This is a genomic window from Streptomyces sp. CB02366 (assembly GCF_001905905.1).
Classification (GTDB): Bacteria; Actinomycetota; Actinomycetes; order Streptomycetales; family Streptomycetaceae; genus Streptomyces.
Genome location: NZ_LIVT01000018.1, coordinates 11,741 through 38,604 on the forward strand (window position 1 = coordinate 11,741; position 26,864 = coordinate 38,604).

The window sequence follows — 26,864 nt, forward strand, 5'->3', positions numbered from 1 at the left end:
CCCGCCGTGATCGGGGACCGTGCTCAGGCTGCTTCGGCCGGTGCGGCCGCGCAGTCCCGTGCGGTGAAGGACCGCATGGAGGCCAGGAAGTTGCGGATCATCGGCATGCCGTGTTCGGTGCGGAAGCTCTCCGGATGGAACTGGACGGACTCCACCGGCAGCGAACGGTGGCGCAGGCCCATCACGTAGCCGTCGTCCGTGGAGTGCGCGGTGACCTCCAGGGACGGCGGGACCGTGCCCTCCGGCACGATCAGCGAGTGGTAGCGGGTCGCGGAGAACCCTGCGGGCAGCCCGGTGAACACTCCGCGCCCGTCGTGCGTGATCCGGCTCGTCTTTCCGTGCATGAGATGCCGGGCGGGGACGGTGGCGGCGCCGTAGGCGCGGGCGACGGCCTGATGGCCCAGGCACACCCCGAGCAGCGGAACCCGGCCGGCGAACGCCTGGACGATCTCGACGTGCCCGGAGGTGTCGGGGTGGCCGGGGCCCGGTCCCAGCAGGACCGCGTCGGGCCGCATCAGCCCCATCTCGTCCGGGGTCATGCGGTGCGACCGCACCATGACCGGCTCCGCGCCGGCGGACATCAGGTACTGGCGCAGGATGTCGACGAAGCTGTCGAACGCGTCGACCACCAGGACCCGCGGGGCGTCGGCGCCTCCCCCCGATCCGTCGGGAGACCGCAAGCTCACAGCAACTCCTCTCCGGTGACCGCCCAGTGCGTGGCGCTCATCTTGGCCAGCGTCTCGGTCCACTCCGCCCCCGGTTCGGAATCGGCGACGATTCCGGCCGAGGCCCGGGTGCGGTAGACGCCCTCGTGGTGGAACAGGGTGCGGATGCACAGGGCGAGGTTGGTGTATCCGCCCACGTCGAGGAGGCCGAGCGCCCCCGCGTACAGGCCGCGGCGGCTACGCTCGACGGACTCGATGATCTCCATGGCGCGGATCTTGGGTGCGCCCGTCATGGTGCCGGCGGGGAACAGGGCGGCGATGCTGTCGAAGGCGTCGGTGTCCGCCCGCGCCCGGCCGACCACCGTGGAGACCAGGTGCATCACGTGGGAGTAGCCCTCCACGTCCAACTGGTCGGGTACGTCGAGCGTGTTCGGCCGGGCGATCCGTCCGATGTCGTTGCGGCAGAGGTCCACCAGCATGGTGTGTTCGGCGATCTCCTTGGGATCGGACCGCAGCCGGACTCCCGCGGCGGTGCCGCCGTCCGGGCCGGACCGCGGCACCGTGCCCGCGATCGGCCGCATCGTGACCTCGCCGTCCTCGATGCGTACGAACAGCTCGGGGCTGGCGCCGATCAGGCGGTGCCCGTCGATGCCCGCCAGGTACATGTACGGGGAGGCGTTCCGCCGGCGCAGGCGCTGGTAGACGTCCGCGGGGTCGGCCGCCGAGCGGATGGAGAGCTCGTGGCCGATCTGCACCTGGTAGATGTCGCCGACGGCGATGTGCTTCAAACACCGCTCGACGTCGTTCGCGAACACCTCGGGGGCGCTGTCGTCGGTGACCGCCGAGGCGGGGAATCCGTCGACGGACGGGTCGGGCCAGGACCGCTCGGCGTCGGCGAGGAGCCCGGTGACGGTCTCCGCCGCGAGGGCGGGCCAGTACGGGGACTCGTGGAGCAGCAGTTCGCTCCGGCCGGTGGCGAGATCGGTGACCACGCTGCCCTGGTGCAGGACCATGCGTACGTCGGGCAGGTCCGGCCGGGTCTCGATGAGGTGGGGCAGCTCCTCGATGTAGCGGGCCGTGTCGTACCCGAAGAAGCCGAGGAACCCGAAGCGGAAGCCGGACGCGGACCCCTCGGCGTCGAACATGTCCCGCATGGCCCGCAGCAGCGACCACAACCCGGCCGCGGTACGCAGCCGCAGCCCCTGGGGGCCGTCCTCCAGCAGCGCGCCGGCCCGCTCCAGGAGCAGGCCCTGCAGGGCGGGTACGCCCTCGACGCGCACCGCCCGGTCGGTGACCGAGAGCGAGAGCAGCGCGCCGAAGCCGACGAACTGGTGCCTGCGGTCGCGGCTCGGGCCGGCCGCGGACTCCAGGAGGTAGACCTCGTCGGGGCCGAAGTGCTCGGCCAGCGCGCGGTAGGCGGGCAGGGAGCCCGTCTCCTTCACATCGAGGCGTCGTGTCCGCACCCGCACCGGGGCCGAGACCATGCACTGGTCGGTCATCCTGGGTCCTCCGGATCACGTGGTGATGGCGTAGCGGTGTGCCACCTGACGGGCGGTCAGTACCGCCCGGTCGGGGCCGGAGCGGTTGTCGACGACGCGCGCGGCCTTCCAACTGACGAAGGAGCCGGTGTGGGTCACCGGGTCGAGGTCGGTGTCCACGACGATGCCGGCGTGCGCCCCGGTCCGCTCCCGGAGCCTGGCGGCGACGGCCTCGCCGATGCCCTGCCGTTCCCCGTCGGCGCCGGCCAGCAGGTCCATGCGCACGGTGACGGCGTCGCTGCCGTCGTCCTGCCGGTCGATGACGACCTGGTAGCCGAGGCAGCCGCCGACCCCGTCGAGGATCGCGGCTTCCAGCTCGGCGGGCTGGAGGGTCACATCGCCCAGGGGGATGCGGTCCGAGACCCGGCCGATGACCTGGATCCGCGGGCCCGGCAGCGGGTCTCCGGGGCTCGCCGGAAGGATGCGGACCAGGTCCCCGGTACGGTAGCGGATCAGCGGTTTGATGCCGTCCACCAGCATGGTGAGAACGAGTTCGCCCTCACCGGTGTCGCCGACCACGGCGCCGGTGTCCGGTTCGACGAGTTCGACCAGGTAGTTGGGCTGGGCGAGGTGGAGCGCTCCGGTGTCCGCGCCGGTGGCGATGCACAGGGCTTCCTGGGAGCCGTAGAGCGTGGGCCGCACGACGGCCTGCGGCCACAGGGTCGCCACGTTGTCGGCGAACTGAGGGGTGCAGATCTCCCCCAGCGTGAGGAAGAGCTTCACCGGCAGGTCGGCCAGGTCGTAGCCGTAGTGCAGGGCCGCCTTGGCCAGGCTCAGGCACAGGGCCGGAGCACAGACGACGACCTCGACCTCCAGCTCCTCGATCAGCCGCAGCGCCTTGCGGAACCCCACCCTGGGGGACTCGGGCCAGATCTTGACGTGGCAGGCTCCCAGCTCCCCCGCCACCGCGGTGAACACATCCCCGAACGCGTACAGTTCCGACGGCCCCATCAGGCCCACGACGGGCATCCGGTCCCCGAACCGGGCCTCCAGCATGCGGCGCCAGGACTCCCGGACGGCGATGTTGCTGGTCGCGATGTCCTTCTCGCCGCGCGGGCACGGGGTGGCGGCGCCGGTGGTTCCGGTGGTCTCGTAGTAGATGCGCGCTTCGTGCAGCGGACCCGACAGGACGTCGTGCATCTCCCGCCGCAGGTCGTCCTTGGTGGTGAAGGGCAGTTCCGCCAGGTTCGCGGGGGTGACCGCCTCGACGTCCACGCCGGCCAGGTGGCGGCGGTAGAACGGCGAGCGCCGGGTGACGTGGCGCAGTACGGCCGTCAGCCGCTCGCTCTCCCAGCGCTCGCGGTCGGCGGCGGTGAGGTCTCCGCGGTAGAACGCGTCGCTCACCTGCCCGTAGGCGGACCAGAAGCCGTCGTCCGCTTCGGCGCCCAGCGGCCCGGTCCGGGCGGGACCGGGCCGCCGGTCGTCTCTCACGGCTGCGCCTGGAGTTCGTTGAGAGCGAGGCCGACCCGCTCGTTGACCTCGCCGGAGGCCAGCGCGTCCGAACGGCCGGAGAGCCGACGGTGTTCGTCGAGCAGCTCCATCATGTCCGTCATCCTCTCGACCAGGCGCGAGACGTTGGTGAGGCCCTCCTCGTCCTTGAGCGCGTCGCCCCGGTGCAGGGCGTGCACCGTCGCCGGGAAACCGCTGCCCACCAGGATCATCCGGTTGAGCAGGGCGTTGACGGTCAGCTGGGCCCACACCTCACCGGCGCTGTAGCGCCGGGCGACCGAGATGATCCCGGCGACCTTGTTGCTCAGCGGCCGGTCGAAGCGCAGATATCCGACGCCGGCGCGCTCGATGAAGGTCTGCATGAGGCTGGCGGTGCCGAAGCCGTGCACGGGCGCCGCGAAGATGATCCCGTCCGCCGCGACCATCTTCGCCACGACCTCGGGCACCCCGTCGGCCAGGGTGCAGGCCACGGGCCTGTCGTTGCAGTCGCCGCACGGCCCGCACCGCTCCATCCTGATCGAGCGCAGGTCGACGGTCTCGAAGTCGACGCCGCGGTTCTCGGCGACGCGTGCCGCATGCCGCAGTACGTCGGCGGTGTTGCCGTCACGTTCCGAACCGTTGATCGCGAGGATCTTGAGTTGTGCGCTCACGGGGGCCTCCTTGGGGAGTCAGGTGCGCTCGGCGGTCGGCTCCGCGGGACTGTCGGGCCGACGCTGGTCCGGGATCCGCAGAGCCGGCTCGGCGGGGGCGGGAGGAAGGTTTCCCCGCGGTGGCCCGCCGCGTTCGCCGAACTTGATGAGAGGCTTCTCCACGAGATAGAAGCTGATGGTCGCCAGCACGACGCTGATCGAGATCGTGAAGAGGAACAGTTCCCAGAACCCCATGTCACCTCGGAATTCGGGCGTTGGCACGGGGGACTTGCCGAAGATGCTGCCGTTCCTGAGCCAGAGGTTGATCACGATCTCGTGCCAGAGGTAGACGCCGAGGGAGATCTGGCCGAGGAAGAGGATCGGCTTGCTGGTGAAGAGCGCGTCCGAGAACCGGGACTCTGCCCCGGGGACCGTCATCGGCGCCAGGAGCAGCAGGGTGAAGGCGGTCAGGATGAAGTGGTCGACGAGCTCCTGGGCCAGGGCCGCGTTGTCGCCCAGGCCCGGGATGCCGATGGGCTTGGTGGCGTAGAGGAGGTACAGGGGGATGAGCGGCGCCCAGCAGACCAGCGGACGCCGGATCACGAACCGGTAGAAGCCCGGGGTCCCGGGAAGCGCCTCGGCGTACGCGGCGTAGATGGCCAGCGCCATGCCCGCGGCGAAGCAGCCGGCGTAGTAGGGCGGCCAGTACCACTGCATCGTCGCGCCGGTGGAGGGGAGGTTGGTGTACGTGACCCAGCCGATGGCCATGACTTCCAGCGCGGCCAGGGGCAGCAGCAGGCGGCGGGCCTTCTGGGCGGGGGTGCTTCCGCCCCGCGCGAGCCGGTGGCCGATCCAGGCGATCAGCGGCAGGGCCAGGTAGAACGTGAACTCGGCGGGGACCGTCCAGGTGGGCTCGATGCCGTGCATCGGCTGCCCCTCGGGCAGGTAGAAGTGCATGAGGAGCACGGGCCGCAGGACGTCGCTGACGCTGTCGATCTCGAACCAGTTGTAGCCGGGGATCGCGAAGACGAGCAACAGGTAGTAGGCGGGCAGGATGCGCAGGGCCCGGCGCTTGAGGAACCGTCCGGTGGCGGGGCGCTTCGTCCCGCTGATGGTGACGCGGGCGTAGGGCTTGTACAGCATCATTCCGGACAGAGCGAAGAAGGGGGGAAGGCAGACCCCCAGACCGTCCGCGAGGACGCCCCAGAACGGTTTGCCCGGCTCACCGACGAAGCTGCCCACTCCGGCCTGGAACGCGACGTGGTAGACGACCACACCCAGTGCGAGGACACCTCGCAGTCCCTCGAACTTCGGTATTCGCTTACTTTTTGCGCCACCTGTGTCGCGAAGGACGTCCCCCATGGAACAGTCCCCTTTCCCTTGGCACTTGCTCGTTGACTTCCCGAAATAGTCAGGTCTGCGGCGTGTGAGCCGCATCTCCAATCGTGCTGTTCCGGTGCTCAGGACGACTTATTTCGGCCGGAGTGGGAAGGCAGCCACCCCAGCCGCCCCGCCTCGGTCAGACCGGGGGCCGAGGAGTCCCGTTCCGAGAGGATCGGAGTGACCTCCGGCGGCCAGCCGATGCCCACCTCCGGATCCAGCGGATTCAAGCCATGTTCGAGCCGGGGGTCGTAGGCCGCCGAGCACAGGTAGGCGATCACCGCCTCGTCGCTCAGCGTGAGGAAACCGAAGCCCAGGCCCGCGGAGACGTACAGCGCCCGCCCCGTGGCCTCGTCGAGTTCGACGGTCCGCCAGTCCCCGAACGTGGGCGACCCCACCCGGATGTCGACGACGGCGCCGAGCACCCTGCCGCGCAGGCAGCTGAAGTACTTGGCCTGGCCGGGTACGCCTCCGGCGAAGTGGATGCCGCGCAGCACCCCCCGGGAGGAGATCGCGCAGTTCGCCTGCCGCAGATCGAAGGGGTGGCCGACGGTGCGGCGGAAGGGCTCGTCCTGGAACCACTCGCGGAACGAGCCCCGTTCGTCGCGGAAGATCTTCTTCTCGTCCGTCCACGCTCCCGAGATCCCGATCGGCTTCATCGCTCGTCCCTTCTCTCGACGACTCGCGGGAGGCGGCCGAAGGGTCCGCCGGGCCCGTCGAAACGCCGCAGTCTAGGCGGGCGGCGCGGCGGACAGGGGCGTGCGGCGCCCGGCCGTCCCAGCTCAGCACACCGGGAGATGCAGGTCGGTGACACGCGACGTGACGATGCAACGGTCCGAGGCCCGGTTGCCCGGACGACGGCCCACAGGAGCCATCGGAGCCATCGGAGCCAACGGAGGCGGACCGCAGATGACCAAGCACGCCCGTGACCGCGCGGTAGTCCTCGGTGCAGGGATGGCGGGGCTGCTCGCCGCGCGCGTCCTGTCCGAGACGTACAAGGAAGTGCTGGTGATCGACCGGGACCGGTTGGGCGGCAAGGAGCAGCGCCGCGGTGTCCCGCACGGCCGCCACGCCCATGCCCTGCTGGCCAAGGGGCAGCAGATCCTCAACGAGCTCTTCCCCGGTCTCGACACCGAACTCACCTCGGCCGGGATCCCCGCCGGGGACATCGCGGGCAACCTGCGGTGGTACTTCAACGGCCGCCGGCTCCAGCCCTCGAACACCGGGTTGATCAGCGTCTCGGCCACGCGGCCCGAGCTGGAGTCCCACGTGCGCGACCGGGTCGCCGCGCTGCCGCAGGTGACGATCATGGACGGGTGCGTCATCCGCGGCCTGACCGCCTCGGCCGACCGCAGCCGCGTCACCGGCGTCGAGGTGGTCGACGAGTCGGGCACGGACACTCCCGCGCACCTGGAGGCCGACCTCGTCGTCGACGTCACGGGGCGCGGCTCGCGAACCCCCGCCTGGCTGGAGGAGTTCGGGTACGAGCGGCCCGCGGAGGACCGCTTCAAGATCGACCTGGCCTACACCACGCGCCACTTCAAGCTCAAGGAAGACCCGTACGGCACGGACCTGTCGATCAACCCGGTGGCGTCGCCGAGCAACCCCCGCGGCGCGTTCTTCCCCCGGCTCGCCGACGGCAGCTCCCAGCTCTCCCTGACCGGAATCCTCGGCGACCACCCGCCCACCGACGACGAGGGCTTCCTGGCCTTCGCCAAGTCGCTGGCCGCGCCGGAGATCTACCGGGCCGTCCGCGACGCCGAGCCCCTCGACGAACCGGTCACCTTCCGCTTCCCGGCGAGCGTCCGCCGCCGCTACGAGCGGCTGCGCCGCTTCCCCGGAGGGTTCCTCGTCATGGGCGACGGCGTGTGCAGCTTCAACCCCGTCTACGGCCAGGGCATGACGGTCGCCGCGCTGGAGGCCGTGGCGCTGCGCGACCACCTGCGGGACGCCCCGGTCCCCGACGCGCTGCGTTTCTTCCGGCGCATCTCCACGGTCATCGACGTCCCGTGGGACATCGCCGCCGGAGCGGACCTGAACTTCCCCGGGGTGGAGGGCCCCCGGACCATGAAGGTGAAGATGGCCAACGCCTACATGGCCCGCCTGCACGCGGCGGCGGCCGTCGACGGCGAGGTGACCGGGGCGTTCTTCCGGGTGGCCGGACTGGTGGACCCCCCGCAGGCCCTGATGCGGCCCGGCCTCGCCATGCGGGTCATGCGGAACTCCTCGGCCAAGCAGTCGGGGGCGGCCGTATGACCGCGCGGGCCGTCCGGGCCGGCCGCCGGGGGCTGGAGCCGACATGCGGGTGATGATCACGGTTTTCCCGGCGCGGGCGCACTTCCTGCCCCTGGTGCCCTACGCCTGGGCCCTGCAGAGCGCCGGCCACGAGGTGTGCGTCGTGGCGCCCCCGGGCTATCCCACCGGTGTGGCCGACCCCGACTTCCACGAGGCCGTCACCGCGGCCGGCCTGAAGTCGGTGACCTGCGGGCAGCCTCAGCCGCTGGCGGTCCACGACCGCGACGACCCCGGCTACGCGGCGATGCTGCCGACCGCGGCAGAGTCCGAGAGCTTCGTGCGCGCGCTCGGAATCAGCGACGAGGAGCGCCCCACCTGGGACGTCTTCTACCACTTCACCCTGCTGGCGATCCGCGACTACCACCCGCCCCGGCCGCGGCAGGACGTGGACCAGGTGATCGAGTTCGCCCGGGTCTGGCAGCCCGATCTGGTGCTGTGGGACGCCTGGTTCCCCTCCGGCGCCGTCGCGGCGCGGGTCACCGGCGCGGCGCACGCACGGGTGCTCGTCGCCCCCGACTACACCGGCTGGGTCACCGAGCGGTTCGCCGCCGCGGGGCCCGCGGCGGGGGTCGCCAATCCCCTGGCCGAGACGATGCGGCCGCTGGCGGAGCGGTACGGGGTGGAGGTCGACGACGACCTCCTGCTCGGGCAGTGGACGGTCAATCCGTTCCCGGCGCCGATGAACCCGCCGACCCGGCTTACGAACGTCCCGGTGCGCTACGTGCCCTACACCGGCGCCAGCGTCATGCCCACGTGGCTGTACGCCCGGCCGTCGCGGCCGCGGGTGGCGCTGTCGCTCGGGGTGTCGGCGCGGGCGTTCCTCAAGGGGGACTGGGGGCGCACCGCCAAGCTGCTGGAAGCGGTCGCGGAGCTGGACATCGAGGTGATCGCCACGCTCAACGACAACCAACTGGCGGAGAGCGGGCCCCTGCCGGACAACGTCCACACCCTCGACTACGTACCGCTCGACCAGCTGCTGCCGACCTGCTCGGCCGTCATCCACCACGGATCGACGGGCACCTTCGCCGCGGCGAGCGCCGCCGGGCTGCCCCAGGTGGTCTGCGACACCGACGAGCCCCTGCTGCTGTTCGGCGAGGACACCCCGGGCGGTATCGCGTGGGACTTCACCTGCCAGAAGCAGCTCACCGCGACGCTCACCTCCCGCGTCGTCACCGACTACGGGGCGGGAGTGCGCATCGACCACCAGAAGCAGTCCGCCGGACAGATCCGTGAGGCACTACGCAGGGTGCTCACCGAACCCTCCTTCCGCGAAGGCGCGCAGAGGATCCGGGAAGACCGGAACTCGGCCCCCAGCCCGGTCGAACTCGTGCCCCTCCTGGTAGAACTGACGAAGCGTCATCGCCATGACGAGGAGGCGACCCGATGAGGATGCTGGTGACGGGCGGAGCCGGTTTCATCGGCTCGCAGTTCGTACGGGCCACGCTGCGCGGCGAGTTGCCGGGTACCGAGGACGCCCATGTGACGGTCCTGGACAAGCTGACGTACTCCGGCAACCCGGCCAACCTCATCTCCGTCGCGGCCCATCCGCGCTACAGCTTCGTCCAGGGCGACACCGTCGACCCGCGCGTGGTCGACGAGGTGGTGGCGGGCCACGACGTCGTCGTCCACTTCGCGGCCGAGTCGCACGTGGACCGTTCGATCGACACCGCCACCCGGTTCGTCACGACCAACGTGCTCGGCACCCAGACGCTGCTGGAGGCGGCTCTGCGGCACGGCGTCGGCCGGTTCGTCCACGTGTCCACCGACGAGGTCTACGGTTCGATCGCCTCCGGCTCGTGGACCGAGGACACCCCGCTCGCCCCCAACGTCCCCTACGCGGCGTCGAAGGCCGGCTCGGACCTGATGGCGCTGGCCTGGCACCGCACCCGGGGCCTGGACGTCGTCGTCACCCGGTGCACCAACAACTACGGGCCCTACCAGTACCCCGAGAAGGTGATCCCGCTCTTCGTCACCAACATCCTCGACGGCATGCGGGTGCCCCTGTACGGGGACGGCGCCCACCGCCGGGACTGGCTGCACGTGTCCGACCACTGCCGGGCGATCCAGATGGTCATGAACTCCGGCCGGGCCGGGGAGGTCTACCACATCGGGGGCGGCACCGAACTCTCCAACGAGGAGCTCACCGACCTGCTGCTCACCGCGTGCGGCGCCGACTGGTCCTGCGTGGACCGGGTGGCCGACCGGCAGGGGCACGACCGCCGCTACTCGCTCGACATCACCAAGATCCACCAGGAACTGGGCTACGAGCCCCTGGTCGCCTTCGAGGACGGCTTGGCCGCGACGGTGAAGTGGTATCACGAGAACCGCCCGTGGTGGCAGCCGCTGAAGGCCGCGGCCGGCCTCCTGGACGCCGTCGGCTGACGGCACGCACTGCTCAGCACCCCCCAGGAAAGGAGCCACCTCCGTGACAGCCGTCAAGGAGCCGACGCCCCGCGCCGGACGGCGGGAGTGGATCGCTCTCGCCGTCCTCTCCCTGCCCACCATGCTGTTGATGCTGGACATCAACGTCCTGATGCTGGCCCTGCCGCAACTGAGCGAGGACCTCGGCGCGAGCAGTACGCAACAGCTGTGGATCACCGACATCTACGGATTCGCGATCGCCGGATTCCTGGTGACGATGGGCACTCTCGGCGACCGGATCGGCCGCCGCAGACTGCTGCTCGGCGGCGCGGCCGTGTTCGCGGTCGTGTCCGCCGTCGCCGCGTTCTCCGACAGCGCGGAGATGCTCGTCGTCAGCCGCGCCGTGCTCGGCGTCGCCGGGGCCACGGTGATGCCCTCCACGCTCGCGCTCATCAGCAACATGTTCCAGGACCCCAAGGAGCGGGGCACCGCCATCGCCATGTGGGCGAGCGCGATGATGGCCGGGGTCGCCCTCGGGCCCGCGGTGGGCGGTCTGGTCCTCGCCGCGTTCTGGTGGGGATCGGTGTTCCTCATCGCCGTGCCGGTGATGCTGCTGGTGGTGGTCACCGGACCGGTGCTGCTGACCGAGTCCCGCGACCCGGACGCCGGGCGGCTGGACCTGCTGAGCGCGGTGCTCTCCCTCGCGACCGTGCTGCCGGTGATCTACGGGCTGAAGGAGCTCGCCCGGAGCGGGTGGGATCCGCTCGCCGCCGGTGCGGTGGTGCTCGGCGTGGTCTTCGGCGCGCTGTTCGTCCAGCGCCAGCGGCGGCTGGCCGACCCCATGCTGGACCTGGGCCTCTTCGCCGACCGCACCCTGCGGGCCGGACTGACGGTCAGTATGGTCAACGCCGTCATCATGGGCGGGACCGGCCTCATGGTCGCCCTGTACCTCCAGACGATCGCCGGCCACTCCCCGCTGGCCGCCGGACTGTGGCTCCTGATCCCGGCCTGCGTGCTCGTGGTGGGCGTGCAGGTGTCGAACCTGCTGGCCCAGCGGATGCCCCCGTCCCGGGTCCTGCTGGGCGGCCTGCTGATCGCGGCCGTCGGGCAGCTCCTGATCACCCGGGTGGACGGCGACGACACCGTCCTCCTCATCACGGCCACCACCCTGATCTACTTCGGCGCCTCCCCGGTGGGGCCGATCACCACGGGCGCGATCATGGGGGCCGCGCCTCCGGAGAAGGCCGGCGCCGCCTCGTCGCTGTCCGCCACCGGCGGCGAGTTCGGCGTCGCCCTCGGCATCGCGGGTCTGGGCAGTCTGAGCACCGTGGTGTACAGCGCCCGGGTCGAGGTGCCGGACGAGGCCGGGCCCGCCGCCGGCGACGCCGCGCAGGAGAGCATCGCCGGCGCCCTGCACACGGCCGGGCAGTTGGGACCGGACAGCGCCGGCGCCCTGCTGGACTCCGCACGCGCGGCCTTCACCAGCGGCGTGCAGTCCGTCGCCGCCGTCTGCGCCGTGTTCTCCGTCGCCCTGGCCGTCCTGATCGGCACCCGGCTGCGGGACATCTCCGCGATGGACCACGGGCACGGCGAGGAGCCGGCCGAGAACGACGCGCAACCAGCCACATGAGCGCATTTCCGGAGATGCACGGGCCGCCGTCGAGGCATGAGGATCACCTTCTGGGGTGCACGTGCACGGCAACGGAGGCGTAGTGGAGTACTGGAACAGCACGGCGGAGACCATGCCCCGCCAGGAACTTGAACAGTGGAAGTGGCGCAGGCTTCAGGCCGCGATGGACCACGCCCGAAGGCTCTCCCCCTTCTGGCGAGAACGTCTCCCCGAGAACATCACCTCCATGGAGGACTACGCGGCGCGGGTTCCGCTCCTGCGCAAGGCCGATCTCCTCGCCGCGGAAGCCACGTCTCCCCCGTACGGAACCTGGCCCTCGCTCGATCCGGCGCTCGGGGTGCGCCACCACCAGACCAGCGGGACCAGCGGCAACCCCCCCATCCGGACGTTCGACACCGAACGCGACTGGGCCTGGTGCGTGGACACGTTCTGCACGGCGCTCCACAGCATGGGCGTGCGCCCGCACCACAAGGGCCTGGTGGCGTTCGGGTACGGGCTGTTCGCCGGCTTCTGGGGCATGCACTACGGCCTCGAGCGCATGGGAGCCACGGTCATCCCGGCCGGCGGCCTCGACTCCCGCTCCCGGGTACGGCTGCTGGTCGACTACCAGATCGAGGTGCTCGGCCTCACACCGAGCTACGCGATGCGGCTGATCGAGACGGCCCGGGAGATGGGCGTCGACCTCGCCCGCGAGGCGAACGTCCAGATCATCCTGGCCGGTGCGGAGCCGCGCTCCGCCTTCACCACCCGCACCATCGAGGAGGCTTTCGGCGCCCGGGTCTTCAACGCCGCGGGCACCACCGAGTTCGGCGGGGTGTTCATGTTCGAGTGCACCGCCCGACGCGAGGCCTGCCACATCATCGAGCCCTCGTGCATCGAGGAGGTGCTCGACCCGGTGACCGAACAGCCCGTCGGCTACGGCGAGGAGGGCGTCCGGGTCACCACCGGGCTGAACCGCGAGGGGATGCAGCTCTTCCGGCACTGGACCGAGGACGTCGTGGTCAAGCGGCCCCACACCGAGTGCGGTTGCGGCCGGACGTGGGACTTCTACGACGGCGGCATCCTGCGGCGGGTGGACGACATGCGCAAGATACGCGGGGTCTCGATCACCCCGGTGATGATCGAGGACGTGCTGCGCGGATTCGACGAGGTGAACGAGTTCCACTCGTCCATCAGGACCGTCCGCGGACTCGACACGATCCACGTCAAGGTCGAGGCGGGGGACATCTCGGGCGAGGCGGGCGAGAGCCTGTGCGGCCGCATCACCGAGGAGTTCAAGCGTGAGATAGGCATACGGCCCCAGGTGGAGCTGACCCCCGCGGGCAGCCTCCCCCGATCGAAGTGGAAGGCGGCACGACTTCATGACGAGCGCGAACTCGCCCCTCAGGCCTGAGCAGGTGGAGCAGCTCCTGGGGAGCTACCGGAGCCTGGGCGCGCTGGAGGGCAGTTGCACGGTCCCGGCCGTGCTCGCCGCGGTCAGGGCGGCCCGCGCGGAACTCCGCATCGCCCTGGACGGCCAGGCCGTGGAGTTCGACTACTACCGGGGGCACGACGACAGCCTCGTGGCCTGAACCCATCCCCCGGCTCGCCGGGTCAGACGAAAGGGAGACCGGTGTCCCACGGTGCAGAGCGCGAAACGAGCCCGGCCGATGAGAGTTCCGGCACCCGGCCGCTGACCGGCGAGGAGTACCTGGAGAGTCTGCGGGACGCGCGGGAGGTGTACCTCGACGGCAACCGCGTCAAGGACGTCACCGCGCATCCCGCGTTCCACAACCCGGCCCGGATGACGGCCCGGCTGTACGACAGCCTTCACGACCCCGACCAGAAGGCGGTCCTGACGGCGCCCACCGATTCCGGAGACGGGTTCACCCACCGCTTCTTCACCGCGCCGCGCAGTGTCGACGACCTGGTCAAGGACCAGGCCGCCATCGCGTCCTGGGCGCGCAAGAGTTACGGCTGGATGGGGCGCAGCCCCGACTACAAGGCGTCGTTCCTCGGCACGCTGGGGGCCAACGCCGACTTCTACGAGCCCTTCGCGGACAACGCCCGGCGCTGGTACCGGGAGTCGCAGGAGAAGGTGCTGTACTGGAACCACGCCTTCCTCCACCCCCCGGTGGACCGGTCGCTGCCGGCCGACGAGGTGGGCGACGTCTTCATCCACGTCGAGCGGGAGACCGACGCGGGTCTGGTGGTGAGCGGGGCCAAGGTCGTCGCGACCGGCTCGGCCCTCACCCACGCGGCGTTCATCTCGCACTGGGGACTTCCCATCAAGGACCGGAAGTTCGCCCTGGTGGCCACCGTGCCGATGGACGCGGACGGACTCAAGGTGATCTGCCGGCCCTCCTACTCCGCGACCGCGGCGATGACGGGCAGCCCGTTCGACAACCCGCTCTCCTCACGGCTCGACGAGAACGACGCCATCCTCGTCCTGGACCAGGTGCTGATCCCGTGGGAGAACGTGTTCGTCTACGGCAACCTGGGCAAGGTGCACCTCCTCGCCGGGCAGTCCGGGATGATCGAGCGGGCCACCTTCCACGGGTGCACGCGGCTCGCCGTGAAGCTGGAGTTCATCGCCGGACTGCTGGCCAAGGCGCTGGACATCACCGGGGCGAAGGACTTCCGCGGCGTGCAGACCCGGCTGGGCGAGGTCCTGGCCTGGCGCAACCTCTTCTGGTCGCTGTCGGACGCGGCGGCCCGCAACCCCGTCCCCTGGAAGAACGGCACGCTCCTGCCCAACCCCCAGGCGGGCATGGCCTACCGCTGGTTCATGCAGATCGGCTATCCGAGGGTGCTGGAGATCGTCCAGCAGGACGTGGCCAGTGGACTGATGTACGTCAACTCCTCCACCGAGGACTTCCGCAACCCCGAGACCGGCCCCTACCTGGAGAAGTACCTCCGAGGCAGTGACGGCGCCGGCGCCGACGAGCGGGTCAAGGTGATGAAGCTGCTGTGGGACGCGGTGGGCTCCGACTTCGGCGGCCGCCACGAACTCTACGAGCGGAACTACTCCGGCAACCACGAGAACACCCGGATCGAACTGCTGCTCTCGCAGACGGCGAGCGGCAAACTGGACTCCTACAAGGACTTCGCCCAGGCCTGCATGGACGAGTACGACCTGGACGGCTGGACCGCTCCCGACCTGGAGTCGTTCCCGGACCTGCGCTCCGCCTCCCGTGACCTGCTCGGAGGACGGTAGCCGCCCCCGCCGACGACGTACCGCGGCCCCCGGACGAGATGTCCGGGGGCCGCTTCACGTACGCCGTCGGGTGAGGAGGGGGACTCAGCCGCGCAGGAACTCGATGAGCTCGGGGGCGAGCTTCTTGGGCGCCATGGCCACGGCGCCGTGGTTGAGCCCGTTCAGCGTGCGGTGGCTCGCGTCGGGGAGCACTCCGGTGAGTTCCTTCGCGGCACGCTGGAAGCCCTCGGGGCTCTTGGAACCGGTCAGCACCAGGGTCGGAGCCGAGGCCGCCGACCACGGCTCGGCGGGGAGCGGCTTGCCCTGCTGGGTGTCGCCCATGACCGCGATGTCGTAGGGCAGCGTGTTGGCCAGACCCTTGAGGTTGGACCAGACACCGGGCATCAGGCGCATCGCGCCGACCATGAACGAGGGCATGCCCTGCGCCTTGACCATGAAGGCCTTGACCGCGTCGCTGCGCCGGTCCTCCGCCAGCAGGGCGTCGATCTGCCCGGCGAAGCCGGCGGGCGGGCCGAAGCCGTCCGGGGCGACGGAGAACGGCGGCTCGTAGACTGCGAGCTTGTTCACTTTCAGGCCGGCGGCGGCGGCTCGCAGGGCGAGCACCGCGCCGGACGAGCTGCCGAACAGGGACGCCGAACCGCCGACCTGGTCGATCAGCGCCGCGATGTCCTCGATCTCGCGCTCGACCGCGTACGCCGAACCGTCGGCGCTGGCGCCGCGGCCCCGCCGGTCGTAGTTGACCACCGTGAAGTGCTCGGCGAGGAGAGCGGCGAGCCTCTTGGCGTCGGAGCGGTCGGCCAGGGCGGAGGCCACCAGGATCACCGCCGGCCCCTCGCCCGACTTGTCGAAGGCGATCGTGGTGCCGTCGGCCGATACCGTCGTCGATTCCACCTTGGCTGCTTTCTCGCGGGTTGAAGACATGCTTTCCCTCAGATCACGTTGTGGGGCGTGCTGCCGACAATAGAGACCGGCGTCCGGCGGGAAAGTAGTCGGTCCTGCCGGAATTGAGGGGTCCGGAGGGCACGCCGGCCGCTGCACGACGGCGTGCCCGGACCTTCCGGACATTGTCGTGTCCTCAGGCGCGGCTCGCATCTTCAGGAATGCTCAGTGCTCCGTGTGGCGGAAAAGGGACGGCGATTTCGTCAGTCGTTGCCGCGCGGGCTGTTCTGGTAGGCGGCCAGACGCCACTGCCCGTCCTGCTCGACGGCCAGCCACGAGGCCCGGACGGCGCCGTCGCCGCTCGCCTCGGTCTCACCCGGGGCCAGGATGCCGCCCTCGGTGATCAGCAGAGCGACCCCGTCGCCGAGCAGACGCGCGTCGATGGGGCTGCCGATGACGCGCGTGCCCTTGTACGGGCCCGCGAACGCGGCCGCCATGTGGGTGCGGATGTTCTCACGGCCCTTCCGGTAGAGGCCCGGGAGGATCATCGTCCCGTCCTCGGCGAAGACGTCGGCGAACCGGTCGGCGTCGTGGTCGGCCCACGCGGCCACGATGCGCCCCGGCAGGGCGGCTACCGCGGCCAGGGCCGCGTTCGGAGCGGAGGTGGTCGAGTCGGTGCTGGTCATATCTCGGTTCCCGTCCGTTGGATGGCGGTTTCGGCACGGCCGTCAGACCTGCCTGGGCCCGACGCTGGCAGTCGGCCCCGCCGCCGGGCATCTCCTGCGTTGCGCCCCACGCCAGTCACTTCACGGCCAGAACAAGTCGCGCATTCTGGAAGAAGCTGAGGCCCGGAACCCGGTGCGACGATCTGCGGTGTCAAGGACTTCGCACACGTTTACGCACGGAGGCTCGATGCCCGCTGTCAATGGATCGGTGCAGCCAGGTCAATCGCACCGACGCTCCGTCGTGGCGACGGTGGTGGGCAACTTCGTGGAGTCGTTCGACTGGCTCGCCTACGGGCTCTTCGCTCCCCTCTTCGCGGCTCAGTTCTTCCCCTCGTCCAACCAGTTCACCTCCCTGCTCGGCGCGTTCGCGGTCTTCGGCACGGGCATGCTGTTCCGGCCGATCGGCGGAATCCTGTTGGGCCGCCTCGCCGACCGGCGCGGCCGCCGGCCCGCCCTGATGCTGGCGATCGGACTGATGACCGGCGGCTCGACGCTGATCGCCGTCGTCCCCACCTACGAGCACATCGGGATCATCGCCCCGCTGCTGCTCCTGCTCGCCCGGCTCGCCCAGGGCGTCTCCTCGGGCGGGGAGTGGACGGCGGCGGCCACCTACCTGATGGAGATCGCGCCGAAGAACCGCCGGTGCCTCTACAGCAGCCTCTTCTCCGTGACGACCATGGCGGGCCCCTTCGTCGCCTCGCTGCTCGGCGCCGGTCTCGGCGTGTGGCTGGGGACCGCGACGATGGAGGCATGGGGCTGGCGGGTGCCGTTCCTCCTCGGCGGCGTCTTCGGCGTGATCCTGCTGGTCCTGCGCCGCCGGCTCACCGAGACCGAGGTCTTCCGCCGCGAGGTGCGCCCCCGGGCCCGGCGCGGCTCACTGCGCCAACTGATAGGCGCTCACCGCCGCCAGGTGGTGCTGGCCGTGATGTTCGTGGCCGGGCTCGGCGTCATCGGGGGAACGTGGTCGACCGCGGTCCCGGCGATGGGCCACCGCCTGATCGGATCGCAGACGATGTTCTGGGTGGTGGTCTGCGTGACCGGCTCGGTCATCCTGCTGCAGGTCCCCCTGGGGCTGCTCGCCGACCGGGTGGAGCCGGGCAGGTTCCTGATCGTCTCCAGCGTCGTCTTCGCCGCCGTGGGCTCGTACGCCTACCTCACCGTCCAGGACTCCTTCGCGAGCCTGGCGTTCACCTACAGCACCGGAGTGATCTTCCTCGGCTGTGTCACCATGGTGCTGCCCAAGATGCTCTCCAGGATCTTCCCTCCGCAGATACGCGGCCTGGGCATCGGCCTGCCGCACGCCTCGACCACCGCGCTCCTCGGCGGAGCGGGGCCGCTGCTGGCCGCCTACTCCGACGACCGGGGCGCCTCGGGCTGGTTCATCGCCGCCGTAATGGCCGCGGTCCTGCTCGTCTGGCCGGCCACCCTGTGGGAGCGACGGCTCTTCCGTGCCCAGCCGGCCCCGGGCGGCGACCCGGTGCCCGAACCCGCCGTCGCCCGCCCCGTCGGGTGACCGTCCGCTGTTCCGTCACCCCGTCCGGCACCGAGCGCCGGCGACGTTCCCGATGAGAGGTTGACACCATGACGACGTCCGACACCACCGACCGGTCCCAGGACGGTACGGCGCCGCCGCTCTCCTTCCACCAGGAGTTCCTGTGCATGTTCGACAGCGGGAACGACGGCGCCGACGTGGGCCCGTTCGGCCCCATGTACCACATCGTCGGAGCCTGGCGGCTGACCGGCGGGATCGACGAGGAGACGCTGCGCGAGGCGCTGGGCGACGTCGTCGTGCGCCACGAGGCCCTGCGCACCTCGCTGGTCCGCGAGGGCGGCACGCACCGTCCGGAGGTCCTGCCCGCGGGGCCCGCCTCGCTGGAGGTGCGCGACCTCGGCGGCGTCGACGAGTCGGAGCGGGTGCGGCGCGGTGAGGAACTGCTCAACGAGGTCGAGTCGACCGGTCTGAGCGTGCGGGAACTGCCCCTGCTGCGCGCCGTCCTCGGGCGCTTCGACCAGAAGGACTCGGTGCTGGTCCTCATAGCCCACCACACCGCGGCGGACGCCTGGGCCATGCACGTCATCGCCCGCGACCTGCTCCACCTGTACGCCGCCAGGCGCGGGAACCCGGTTCCCGCGCTGCCCGAGCCGACCCAGCACGCGGAGTTCGCCCGTTGGGAGCGCGAGGCGGCGGAGGCGCCGCGGGTCGCGGTTTCGAAGGAGTTCTGGCGCAAGCGCCTCCAGGGGGCGCGGATCATCGGGCTCGAGACGGACATGCCGCGCTCGGCGGGGCTGCCCAAGGGCACCGCGTGGCAGCGGTTCGCCGTGCGCGGGGAGCTGGCCGACTCCGTCGTGGAGTTCTCGCGGGCGGCCAAGTGCTCCCCGTTCATGACCATGTTCGCCGCCTACCAGGTGCTGCTGCACCGCAGGACGGGTGAGCTGGACATCACCGTGCCGACCTTCTCCGGGGGCCGCAACAACTCCCGGTTCGAGGACACCGTGGGGTCCTTCATCAACTTCCTGCCGCTGCGCACCGACCTCTCCGGGTGCTCCTCCTTCCGCGACGTCGTGCTGCGCACCCGCACCACCTGCGGAGAGGCGTTCACCCACGAGCTGCCGTTCTCCCGGCTGATCCCCGAGGTGCCGGAGCTGATGGCGTCGGCGGCCTCCGACGACCACCAGATCTCGGTCTTCCAGGCGGTGCACGCGCCCGCGTCCGACGGGCCCGAGCAGGCCGGGGACCTGACGTACTCGAAGATCTGGGAGCGGCAGCTCTCGCAGTCGGAGGGCTCCGACATCCCCGACGGGGTGCTCTGGTCGATCCACATCGACCCCTCGGGCTCCATGGCCGGCAGCCTCGGGTACAACACCAACCGCTTCAAGGACGAGACGATGGCGGCCTTCCTGGCCGACTACCTCGACCTGCTGGAGAAGTCGGTGGCCCGGCCGGACGCCCCCTTCACCTCCTGACCCAGCTCCGGCAGCGGCGAACCCGCCCGAAGAAAGGAAAGCCAGTGTCCACCGTTTCCGACACAACGGCCGGATCCTCGCTGGAGGAGAAGGTGACCCGGATCTGGACGGGTGTTCTCGGCACGTCCGGTGAGGAAGGCGCGACGTTCATCGAGCTCGGCGGGCAGTCGGTCTCCGCCGTGCGCATCGCCACGCGCATCCAGGAGGAGCTGGACCTCTGGGTCGACATCGGCGTCCTCTTCGACGACCCGGATCTGCCGACCTTCATCGCGGCGGTCGTCCGCACGGCCGAGGCCGCGGGGACCGACGGCTCCGGGACGGGGTGAGACGCGCCGGGCGCCGTCTCCCCGCGGCGCCCGGCACCACATGGCTGAGGCGGTTCACCCGGCACCGGGTGAACCGCCTCAGCCATGTGGTGCCGGGGTGCGGTCAGTGCAGCTGGACGTCCGTCTCGCGGGTGATCGCCCGGAGGAACTCGGCGCGGGACAGCGCGTCGGCCACCAGCTCGATGTCGTCGGCCATGTACCGGTCGACGCCCAGCGTCGGAACCAGCGCGCGCACCGCCTCGTACGTGGCCTTCGCGGCCGGGCTCAGGCCGTCGAACCGGCCGGAGATGTCGACCGCCTGGGCGGCGGCCAGGTACTCCACCGCGAGGATCTTGTTGTTGTTCGACAGGACCCGGCGGGCGTTGCGGGCCGCGATCAGGCCCATGCTCACCACGTCCTGGTTGTCCCCGTTGGACGGGACGCTCTGGGTGCTGGCCGGGCCGATCGTCCGGTTCTCGGCGACCAGCGCGGTGGCCGGGTACTGGGCGCCGGCGAATCCGCTGTGCAGCCCCGGATCCCCGGAGACGAGGAACTCCGGGAGGCCGTAGCTGAGGTGACGGTTGAGGACCCGGTTGATCTGCCGCTCGGCCAGGACGCCGAGCTGGGTGAGGGCGATGGTCACGAAGTCCATCGCGAACGCGATCGGCTGACCGTGGAAGTTCGCCCCGTGGAAGATCTCCTTGCCTTCGAAGAAGAGCGGGTTGTCGTTGGCCGAGTTGAGCTCGATGTGCAGCTTGTGCCGCGCGTGGTACAAGGTGTCGCGCACCGCGCCGACGACCTGCGGGATGGCCCGCAGCGAGTACGCCTTCTGCAGGTAGATCTCCGAGCGCTGGACGTCCTTGCCGGCCTCCTTGTCCTTCTGCAGCTCGCGGCGCAGGTCGGCGTGCTCGACCGTCAGCCCGCTGCCCCGCATCAGGGCCCGCATGTTGGCCGCCGTGTCGATCTGGCCCTCGTGCGGCCGGGCTATGTCGTGCCCCTCCGCGAGGAAGGGGCTGGTCGAGCCGCGTACTGCCTCGATGAGCAGCGCCGTGACGATCTCGGCCTGCTGGGCCTGCTCCAGGGCGCGTCCGACGACCAGCGAGCCCAGACCGGTCATCCCGGAGGTGCCGTTGATCAGCGCGAGCCCCTCCTTGAAGCGCAGTTCGAGCGGCTCGATGCCCCGCTCGGCCAACACCTGGGCGGTCTTCACCGGCTGCCCGTCGCGCAGGACGTAGCCCTCGCCGATGAGGGTGCTCGCGACGTGGGAGAGCGGCGCCAGGTCGCCGCTCGCCCCCAGCGACCCGATCTCGGGTATGGCCGGGGTGATGCCCTCGTTCAGGTACTGCGCGAGGCGTTCGAGGATCACGGGGCGTACTGCGGAGTGGCCCTTGGCCAGGGTGTTCAGCCGGGCGGCGACGATCGCCCGCGCCTCGTCCTCGGCGAACAGGGGGCCGACGCCCGCGCTGTGGCTGCGGACGAGGTTGGTCTGCAGTTCGACTTCCTTCGACTTGTCGACCTGCATGTAGATCATCTCGCCGTACCCCGTGGTCACCCCGTAGATGGGGATGTTCTGCTCGGCGATCCCCTCGAAGATCTCCCGGCTCTTCTGGGCCTTCGCGATGGATTCGGCCGGTACGTCGACCGCCGCGCGCTCCTCCGCGACGCGGCGTACGGCGTCGACGGTCAGGGTCTCGCCGTCGATGGAAACCGGGACGATCTCGGTCTCGACTTGAGTCAATGCCATCACTCCATGGGTAGCGGCCGAGGCCGGTGTACGACAGGTCAGGGGGTGGGTTCGTGAGGCGCGGCGGCTCAGCGGGTGAGCTGGGAGCGGTCCACCTTCCCCGCGGCGTTGCGCGGCAGGCGCGAGGACAGGCGGGTGAAGACGGCGGGCAGCGTGAGGGGGCCGAACTGGCCGCGCAGATGGGACCGCCAGGCCCGGACGTCCGCGTTCACGTCCCCCTCGCCGTCCCCCCGCGGCACCACGTACACCGCGAGGCGGGTCACCAGGCCCTGGCCGTTGACGTGGGGGAGGACCGCGCACTCCAGGACCGAGGGGTCGCGGTTCAGCGCGGCCTCGATCTCGGTGAGTTCCACGCGGTTGCCGAACAGCTTGACCTGGAAGTCGCTGCGGCCCCGGAACTCCAGGGCGCCGTCGAACCGCACCCGCGCCAGATCCCCGGTCCGGTACCACCGGTCGCCGTCCGGGGCGAAGCCGGCGACGGGTGCGAACAGCGCGCCGTGGTCCGGGCCGCCCTCGACGGCGAGGTACCCCGGCGTCACGTACGGGGAGCGGACCACCAGTTCGCCGGTGACGCCGGCCGGGCTCGGCCGGTCGTGTTCGTCCACGACGAGGACCTGACGGCCGGGGAGCGGGCGCCCGATCGGGACCTGGCCCGCGACCGGTCCGGTGATCTCGTGCCAGGTCGCGGCGATCGTCTCGGTGGGCCCGTACAGATTGATCAGGCGGGTCCGGGGCAGGGCCGCGCGCAGCCCGTCCACCAGTTCGCCCGGCAGCGCCTCCCCCATCAGGAGCAGGTGGCTCAGGGCGTCGGGCCGCCGGTCGGGGCCGGAGCCGGTGATCACGCCGAGGAGGTCCCGGGCGAAGCTGGGCACGGTCTGGATGTGGGTGATGCCCTCCTGGACGAGCCAGGGCACCAGCTTGTCGGGGTTGACCCTGACGCGCTCCGGTACCGGACAGAGCGTGCCGCCGGCCACGAGCGTCGCGAAGACCTCGGCCAGCGCCGGGTCGTGCTCCGGGGAGACCCACTGGGCCACCCGCGCGCCCGGCCCCATCGCGAACTGCTCGCCCATCCAGCCGGCGAACTGGGCCAGCGCGGCGTGGGACTGGACGATCCCCTTGGGGCGCCCCGTCGAACCGGAGGTGAACGCCACGTAGGCGAGGTCCTCCGGGTCCGGCCGGGCCCCGGCCGCCGCGTCCGCACCGGGAGCGGCGGAGGGGGAGCCGAGCACCTGGGAGGCGTCCAGCAGACGGGCGCCCGGTTCACCGGCGTACCAGAGCGCCAGCGGATCCTCCTGCGGACCGCCGTCGAGCACCATGCACGACGGGCGCAGATCGCGGAGCATCGACCGGTGGCGTTCGCCCCCGCCGTCCGGCGCGAACCACGCCAGGTGGGCGCCCGCTTCCAGGACTCCCAGCAGCACCGCGATCCGGTGGGCGCCCGGTCGCATCCGCACCGCCACCGGCGAGCCGGGCCCCGCGCCGGCCGCGGTGAGGGCCGAGGCGACGCGGGCCGCGTGCGCCGTCAGTTCGGCGTAGCCCGTGCTTACGCCGCCGAACGAGACGGCGGTGCCGTCCTGTCCGGCGTGGCCGCGCACCGAGACGTGCACCGGCGGTGTCACGTGTCCGCGGGGCGCCCGGCGGTCCGAGGCGCGCAGGGCGCGGTCCCGGTGGCGCTCGTCGTCCAGCGGGAGTCCGCCCACGGGCGCGTCCGGATCGGCGGTCGCGGCTGCCAGGAGGGTGGCCAGCTGATCCAGCAGCCGTCGGGCCGAGGCAGGTTCGAACAGTGCGGCGCGGTACTCCAGGAAGCCGGCGACGCAGGGCGCGGTGTCCTGGAGGACCAGGGCCAGATCGGCGGCGGCCGTGCCGTTGTGCACGGACAGCTGCCGCACCTCGGCGCCCGGTATCCGCAGGGCCGCCCGCTCCCGGTGGACGAACACGGCGTCGGCCCCCTCGATACGGCAGGGCTTCGAGGCCGGGTCCGGCACCGTGCGCAGCAGCTCCCTGAAGGCGGTGGACAGCGTGCCGTCGTCCTGTCCGGCATAGCGGTGGACGAGGGCGCGGAATCCGGCCAGCACCACGGCCGCGGGCGTGACCCCTGCCGCCTCGGCCAGCCGGGCCGTACGGAAGCCGAGGTCCGGGCTCCAGGTGAAGGCGACGGCGCCCCCCGCGTGCGGGGGCAGGTGCGGGCGGTTCCGGTCGGCGGGCAGGACCAGACCGGCGGCGGTCGCCGAGGGCTCCTCGCCCCCACGTGTCCCGGGCGCCGGCCGAAGGGGCGGGGCGGAGGGCCGACCGCCGGTCACGACGGCGCGGTACGCGTCGGACAGGGCGGCCGGCAGGGCCCCGGACGGTCCTTCCCAGGCCCCGGAGTGGGAGGCGGCCAGGAGCAGCAGGTGCTCGCGCGGGCCTCTGCGGGCGAGGTGGAGCCGGGCCGGCGCGTCGCCTTCGGCGAAGGGACGGGCCGCCCACCGGGCGCAGAGTTCCTCGTCCCCGAACCCCTCGCCGGCGGTCTGCCCGACCGCCGCCGGCTCCACGGGAGCACCGTCCCCGGCGACCGCCCGCCAGGCCGTTCGCAGGGCGTCCAGGTCGAGTCCGCCGGTCACGTGGTAGGCCGCGTACCGGTGCAACGCCGCAGATCCGGAGGCCGGCAGAAGCCCCCGGTCCGGATCGGTCACAGTCACGTCATTCGCCACGACGCCCATCTTGAGGCGGTGGCGCACGGGACGCTTCTCCTTGTGTGCGGAGCTCCGCATGCCGGCCGAAGGACCCCGCCAAACCTTGTTCGACCAACTCCGCAATCTGGAAGTTGACGTCTTCCAGGGGGAGTTGGGAACGATGGAGGACCCCGCCGGCCGCGTCGGAACGGCCGTGCAGTGCGGCCCTCCCGGCACTCTCGGCCACCGCGGAATCCGAACGTGCCCGAAGGAGCCCCCCTTGCAAGCCTGGTTCAAGCGCACCAGCGGTGTGCCCGGTGACAGACGTGGAAAGTGGCTGGTCCTGGCCGCCTGGCTCATCATCGCGATGGCGCTGGGCCCCTTGGCGGGCAAGCTCGCCGACGTCCAGGACTCCAGTGCCAACGCCTTCCTTCCGCGCAGCTCGGAATCCGCGAAGCTGAACAAGGAACTGGAGAAGTTCCGCGCCGACGAGCTGATGCCCGCCGTGGTGGTCTACAGCGCCGACGGCTCGCTGCCCGCCGAGGGGCGGGCCAAGGCCGAGAAGGACATAGCCGCTTTCCAGGAACTGGCAGCCGAGGGCGAGAAGGTCGAGGCGCCCCTGGAGTCGAAGGACGGCCAGGCGCTCATGGTCGTCGTTCCGCTGATCAGCGACGCCGACATCGTCGCCACGACGAAGAAGGTCCGCGACATCGCCGACGCCAACGCCCCGCCGGGCGTCGCCGTCGAGGTGGGCGGGCCCGCCGGTTCGACGACCGACGCCGCCGGCGCCTTCGAGTCCCTCGACTCCATGCTGATGATGGTCACCGGTCTCGTGGTCGCGGTCCTGCTGCTGATCACCTACCGCTCCCCCATCCTGTGGCTGCTGCCCCTGCTCTCCGTCGGCTTCGCCTCCGTGCTGACCCAGGTCGGCACCTACATGCTCGCCAAGTACGCCGGGCTGCCGGTCGACCCGCAGAGCTCCGGCGTCCTGATGGTCCTCGTGTTCGGCGTCGGCACCGACTACGCCCTGCTGCTCATCGCCCGCTACCGCGAGGAACTGCGCCGCGAGCAGGACCGGCACATCGCCATGAAGACCGCGCTGCGACGGTCGGGTCCGGCCATCCTGGCCTCGGCCGGCACCATCGCCATCGGCCTCGTCTGCCTGGTCCTCGCGGACGTCAACTCCTCCCGGTCCATGGGCCTGGTCGGCGCGATCGGCGTGGTCTGCGCCTTCCTCGCCATGGTCACGATCCTGCCCGCGCTGCTGGTCATCCTGGGCCGCTGGGTGTTCTGGCCCTTCGTGCCCCGCTGGACGGCTGAGGCCGCCGCCGCTCCCGAGGCCCCCGCGTCCCACAGCCGCTGGGAGCGCATCGGTTCCGTCACGGCCGCCCGGCCACGCCGCGCCTGGGTGCTGTCGCTGGCCGCGACGGGGCTTCTCGCCCTCAGCTCCCTCGGCCTCGACATGGGACTCACCCAGAGCGAACTGCTCCAGACGAAGCCCGAGTCCGTCGTCGCCCAGGAGCGGATCTCCGCGCACTACCCGTCCGGCTCCTCCGACCCCGCCACCGTCGTCACGCCCACCGCGGACGCGGCCGAGGTGCGGCGGGCCGCCGAGGGGACCGAGGGCGTGGTGTCCGTCGAGGACGGCCCCACCACTCCCGACGGAGAGCTCACCCTGCTGTCCGTGGTGCTCAAGGACGTGCCCGACAGCGCCGGGGCCAAGGACACCGTCGACGCCCTGCGCGACAACACCGACGCCCTCGTGGGCGGAACGACCGCCCAGAGCCTGGACACCCAGCGCGCCTCGGTCCGCGACCTGTGGGTCACCGTCCCCGCGGTCCTGCTCGTGGTCCTGCTCGTCCTGATCTGGCTCCTGCGGTCGGTCGCCGGGCCGCTGATCATGCTCGGCACCGTGGTCGTGTCGTTCTTCGCGGCCCTGGGCGCGTCCAACCTGCTCTTCGAGCACGTGATGGGGCACGCCGGCGTCGACTGGTCGGTGCCGCTCCTCGGGTTCGTGTACCTGGTCGCCCTCGGAATCGACTACAACATCTTCCTCATGCACCGCGTGAAGGAGGAAGTCGCCCTGCACGGCCACGCCAAGGGCGTGCTCACCGGCCTGACCACCACCGGCGGCGTCATCACCAGCGCCGGTGTGGTCCTGGCCGCGACGTTCGCCGTCATCGCCTCGCTGCCGCTGGTCCCGATGGCGCAGATGGGCGTCGTGGTCGGCCTGGGCATCCTGCTGGACACCTTCCTCGTCCGGACGATCCTCCTGCCGGCCCTGGCGCTCGACCTGGGGCCCCGGTTCTGGTGGCCGGGCGCGCTGTCGAAGGCGGCCGGGGGCCCGACTCCCGTCCGTGAGGACCGCACGTCCCAGCCCGTGGGCTGAGACCGGCCCGGGAAGACCCGTACGGCGGGCGGCCGGTTCCCCCGGGCCGCCCGCCGTACGACTG

21 protein-coding genes are annotated in these 26,864 nt (G+C 71.2%); 11 read left to right on the top strand and 10 right to left on the bottom strand.

Translation table 11 applies throughout. The annotated features are described in order from the left end of the window. Positions 1–23 precede the first annotated feature (23 nt). Genes AMK24_RS29445 through AMK24_RS29470 form a run of 6 tightly spaced genes read right to left on the bottom strand, consistent with a single transcriptional unit; the run spans position 24 to position 6,320 of the window. Positions 24–686 (bottom strand): anthranilate synthase component II, encoded by a 663-nt coding sequence (locus AMK24_RS29445; protein WP_073771953.1) that lies wholly within the window; start codon positions 684–686, stop codon positions 24–26. Further along, positions 683–2,164: a 2-amino-4-deoxychorismate synthase SgcD gene (gene sgcD / locus AMK24_RS29450; protein ID WP_073771954.1), complete on the bottom strand. Its 1,482-nt coding sequence runs from the start codon at positions 2,162–2,164 to the stop codon at positions 683–685. The genes AMK24_RS29445 and sgcD overlap by 4 nt, the downstream gene beginning before the upstream one ends. 15 nt (positions 2,165–2,179) lie before the next feature. After that, on the bottom strand, positions 2,180–3,634 hold the full coding sequence (locus AMK24_RS29455) for a phenylacetate--CoA ligase family protein (protein ID WP_079190683.1): 1,455 nt from the start codon (positions 3,632–3,634) through the stop codon (positions 2,180–2,182). After that, positions 3,631–4,302, bottom strand: a complete 672-nt coding sequence (sgcG, locus tag AMK24_RS29460) for a 2-amino-4-deoxychorismate dehydrogenase SgcG (RefSeq protein ID WP_073771955.1) — start codon at positions 4,300–4,302, stop codon at positions 3,631–3,633. Before sgcG ends, AMK24_RS29455 begins: the two co-directional genes overlap by 4 nt. A gap of 18 nt (positions 4,303–4,320) precedes the next feature. Next, the gene (locus AMK24_RS29465; RefSeq protein ID WP_143203743.1) at positions 4,321–5,718 is read right to left on the bottom strand and encodes an acyltransferase family protein; all 1,398 of its coding nucleotides are present in this window, start codon (positions 5,716–5,718) and stop codon (positions 4,321–4,323) included. Positions 5,719–5,741: 23 nt separating this feature from the next. Then, on the bottom strand, positions 5,742–6,320 hold the full coding sequence (locus AMK24_RS29470) for a dTDP-4-dehydrorhamnose 3,5-epimerase family protein (protein ID WP_073771957.1): 579 nt from the start codon (positions 6,318–6,320) through the stop codon (positions 5,742–5,744). Positions 6,321–6,570: 250 nt separating this feature from the next. On the opposite strand from AMK24_RS29470, the gene AMK24_RS29475 reads away from it, so the two are divergent. From AMK24_RS29475 to AMK24_RS29505, 7 genes are all read left to right on the top strand, one after another. Further along, positions 6,571–7,917: an FAD-dependent oxidoreductase gene (locus AMK24_RS29475; RefSeq protein ID WP_073771958.1), complete on the top strand. Its 1,347-nt coding sequence runs from the start codon at positions 6,571–6,573 to the stop codon at positions 7,915–7,917. 43 nt (positions 7,918–7,960) lie between these two features. Further along, on the top strand, positions 7,961–9,343 hold the full coding sequence (locus AMK24_RS29480) for a nucleotide disphospho-sugar-binding domain-containing protein (RefSeq protein WP_073771959.1): 1,383 nt from the start codon (positions 7,961–7,963) through the stop codon (positions 9,341–9,343). Beyond that, positions 9,340–10,338, top strand: coding sequence for a dTDP-glucose 4,6-dehydratase (gene rfbB / locus AMK24_RS29485; RefSeq protein WP_073771960.1), 999 nt, complete (start codon positions 9,340–9,342; stop codon positions 10,336–10,338). The genes AMK24_RS29480 and rfbB overlap by 4 nt, the downstream gene beginning before the upstream one ends. A gap of 43 nt (positions 10,339–10,381) precedes the next feature. Then, positions 10,382–11,947: an MFS transporter gene (locus tag AMK24_RS29490; protein ID WP_073771961.1), complete on the top strand. Its 1,566-nt coding sequence runs from the start codon at positions 10,382–10,384 to the stop codon at positions 11,945–11,947. Between the two features lie 82 nt (positions 11,948–12,029). Further along, positions 12,030–13,340, top strand: a complete 1,311-nt coding sequence (locus AMK24_RS29495; protein WP_073771962.1) for a phenylacetate--CoA ligase family protein — start codon at positions 12,030–12,032, stop codon at positions 13,338–13,340. Next, positions 13,309–13,518 (top strand): DUF6052 family protein, encoded by a 210-nt coding sequence (locus AMK24_RS29500; RefSeq protein WP_073771963.1) that lies wholly within the window; start codon positions 13,309–13,311, stop codon positions 13,516–13,518. The genes AMK24_RS29495 and AMK24_RS29500 overlap by 32 nt, the downstream gene beginning before the upstream one ends. 41 nt (positions 13,519–13,559) lie before the next feature. Continuing rightward, positions 13,560–15,143, top strand: a complete 1,584-nt coding sequence (locus tag AMK24_RS29505) for a 4-hydroxyphenylacetate 3-hydroxylase family protein (RefSeq protein ID WP_073771964.1) — start codon at positions 13,560–13,562, stop codon at positions 15,141–15,143. An 84-nt stretch (positions 15,144–15,227) separates the two neighbouring features. Here the strand turns inward: AMK24_RS29505 and AMK24_RS29510 are convergent, their stop codons facing one another. Together AMK24_RS29510 and AMK24_RS29515 are read right to left on the bottom strand one after the other, a co-directional pair. Then, positions 15,228–16,064 carry an alpha/beta fold hydrolase gene (locus AMK24_RS29510; RefSeq protein ID WP_073771965.1) on the bottom strand — a complete coding sequence of 279 codons (837 nt, stop codon included), beginning with the start codon at positions 16,062–16,064 and terminating at the stop codon, positions 15,228–15,230. 221 nt (positions 16,065–16,285) lie between these two features. Beyond that, on the bottom strand, positions 16,286–16,708 hold the full coding sequence (locus tag AMK24_RS29515) for an SgcJ/EcaC family oxidoreductase (protein ID WP_073771966.1): 423 nt from the start codon (positions 16,706–16,708) through the stop codon (positions 16,286–16,288). A gap of 226 nt (positions 16,709–16,934) precedes the next feature. Between AMK24_RS29515 and AMK24_RS29520 the strand changes: the two genes are divergently transcribed. The 3 genes from AMK24_RS29520 (at position 16,935) to AMK24_RS29530 (ending at position 20,037) form a co-directional block, all read left to right on the top strand. Continuing rightward, positions 16,935–18,260 (top strand): MFS transporter, encoded by a 1,326-nt coding sequence (locus tag AMK24_RS29520; RefSeq protein ID WP_242435298.1) that lies wholly within the window; start codon positions 16,935–16,937, stop codon positions 18,258–18,260. 68 nt (positions 18,261–18,328) lie between these two features. Continuing rightward, positions 18,329–19,711, top strand: coding sequence for a condensation domain-containing protein (locus AMK24_RS29525; protein WP_073771968.1), 1,383 nt, complete (start codon positions 18,329–18,331; stop codon positions 19,709–19,711). Between the two features lie 44 nt (positions 19,712–19,755). Beyond that, positions 19,756–20,037, top strand: a complete 282-nt coding sequence (locus AMK24_RS29530; RefSeq protein WP_073771969.1) for a phosphopantetheine-binding protein — start codon at positions 19,756–19,758, stop codon at positions 20,035–20,037. A gap of 103 nt (positions 20,038–20,140) precedes the next feature. Here AMK24_RS29530 and cmdF read toward each other — a convergent pair whose 3' ends face one another. Continuing rightward, the gene (gene cmdF / locus AMK24_RS29535) at positions 20,141–21,760 is read right to left on the bottom strand and encodes a tyrosine 2,3-aminomutase (protein WP_107427486.1); all 1,620 of its coding nucleotides are present in this window, start codon (positions 21,758–21,760) and stop codon (positions 20,141–20,143) included. 68 nt (positions 21,761–21,828) lie between these two features. Beyond that, the gene (locus AMK24_RS33780) at positions 21,829–24,477 is read right to left on the bottom strand and encodes an amino acid adenylation domain-containing protein (RefSeq protein WP_158072179.1); all 2,649 of its coding nucleotides are present in this window, start codon (positions 24,475–24,477) and stop codon (positions 21,829–21,831) included. A gap of 214 nt (positions 24,478–24,691) precedes the next feature. Here AMK24_RS33780 and AMK24_RS29545 point away from each other — a divergent pair, with 214 nt between their 5' ends. After that, positions 24,692–26,800 (top strand): MMPL family transporter, encoded by a 2,109-nt coding sequence (locus AMK24_RS29545; protein ID WP_073771971.1) that lies wholly within the window; start codon positions 24,692–24,694, stop codon positions 26,798–26,800. Positions 26,801–26,864 lie beyond the last annotated feature (64 nt).

What these genes read in the sequence shown, in the direction of transcription:
- AMK24_RS29520 (WP_242435298.1), top strand. Translation starts at nt 16,935, where the DNA reads ATGCCCGCTGTCAATGGATCGGTGCAGCCAGGTCAATCGCACCGACGC.
- AMK24_RS29525 (WP_073771968.1), top strand. Translation starts at nt 18,329, where the DNA reads ATGACGACGTCCGACACCACCGACCGGTCCCAGGACGGTACGGCGCCG.
- AMK24_RS29470 (WP_073771957.1), bottom strand. Translation starts at nt 6,320, where the DNA reads ATGAAGCCGATCGGGATCTCGGGAGCGTGGACGGACGAGAAGAAGATC.
- AMK24_RS29510 (WP_073771965.1), bottom strand. Translation starts at nt 16,064, where the DNA reads ATGTCTTCAACCCGCGAGAAAGCAGCCAAGGTGGAATCGACGACGGTA.
- AMK24_RS29500 (WP_073771963.1), top strand. Translation starts at nt 13,309, where the DNA reads ATGACGAGCGCGAACTCGCCCCTCAGGCCTGAGCAGGTGGAGCAGCTC.
- AMK24_RS29480 (WP_073771959.1), top strand. Translation starts at nt 7,961, where the DNA reads ATGCGGGTGATGATCACGGTTTTCCCGGCGCGGGCGCACTTCCTGCCC.
- AMK24_RS29475 (WP_073771958.1), top strand. Translation starts at nt 6,571, where the DNA reads ATGACCAAGCACGCCCGTGACCGCGCGGTAGTCCTCGGTGCAGGGATG.
- rfbB (WP_073771960.1), top strand. Translation starts at nt 9,340, where the DNA reads ATGAGGATGCTGGTGACGGGCGGAGCCGGTTTCATCGGCTCGCAGTTC.
- AMK24_RS29515 (WP_073771966.1), bottom strand. Translation starts at nt 16,708, where the DNA reads ATGACCAGCACCGACTCGACCACCTCCGCTCCGAACGCGGCCCTGGCC.
- sgcD (WP_073771954.1), bottom strand. Translation starts at nt 2,164, where the DNA reads ATGACCGACCAGTGCATGGTCTCGGCCCCGGTGCGGGTGCGGACACGA.
- AMK24_RS29465 (WP_143203743.1), bottom strand. Translation starts at nt 5,718, where the DNA reads ATGCGGCTCACACGCCGCAGACCTGACTATTTCGGGAAGTCAACGAGC.
- cmdF (WP_107427486.1), bottom strand. Translation starts at nt 21,760, where the DNA reads ATGGCATTGACTCAAGTCGAGACCGAGATCGTCCCGGTTTCCATCGAC.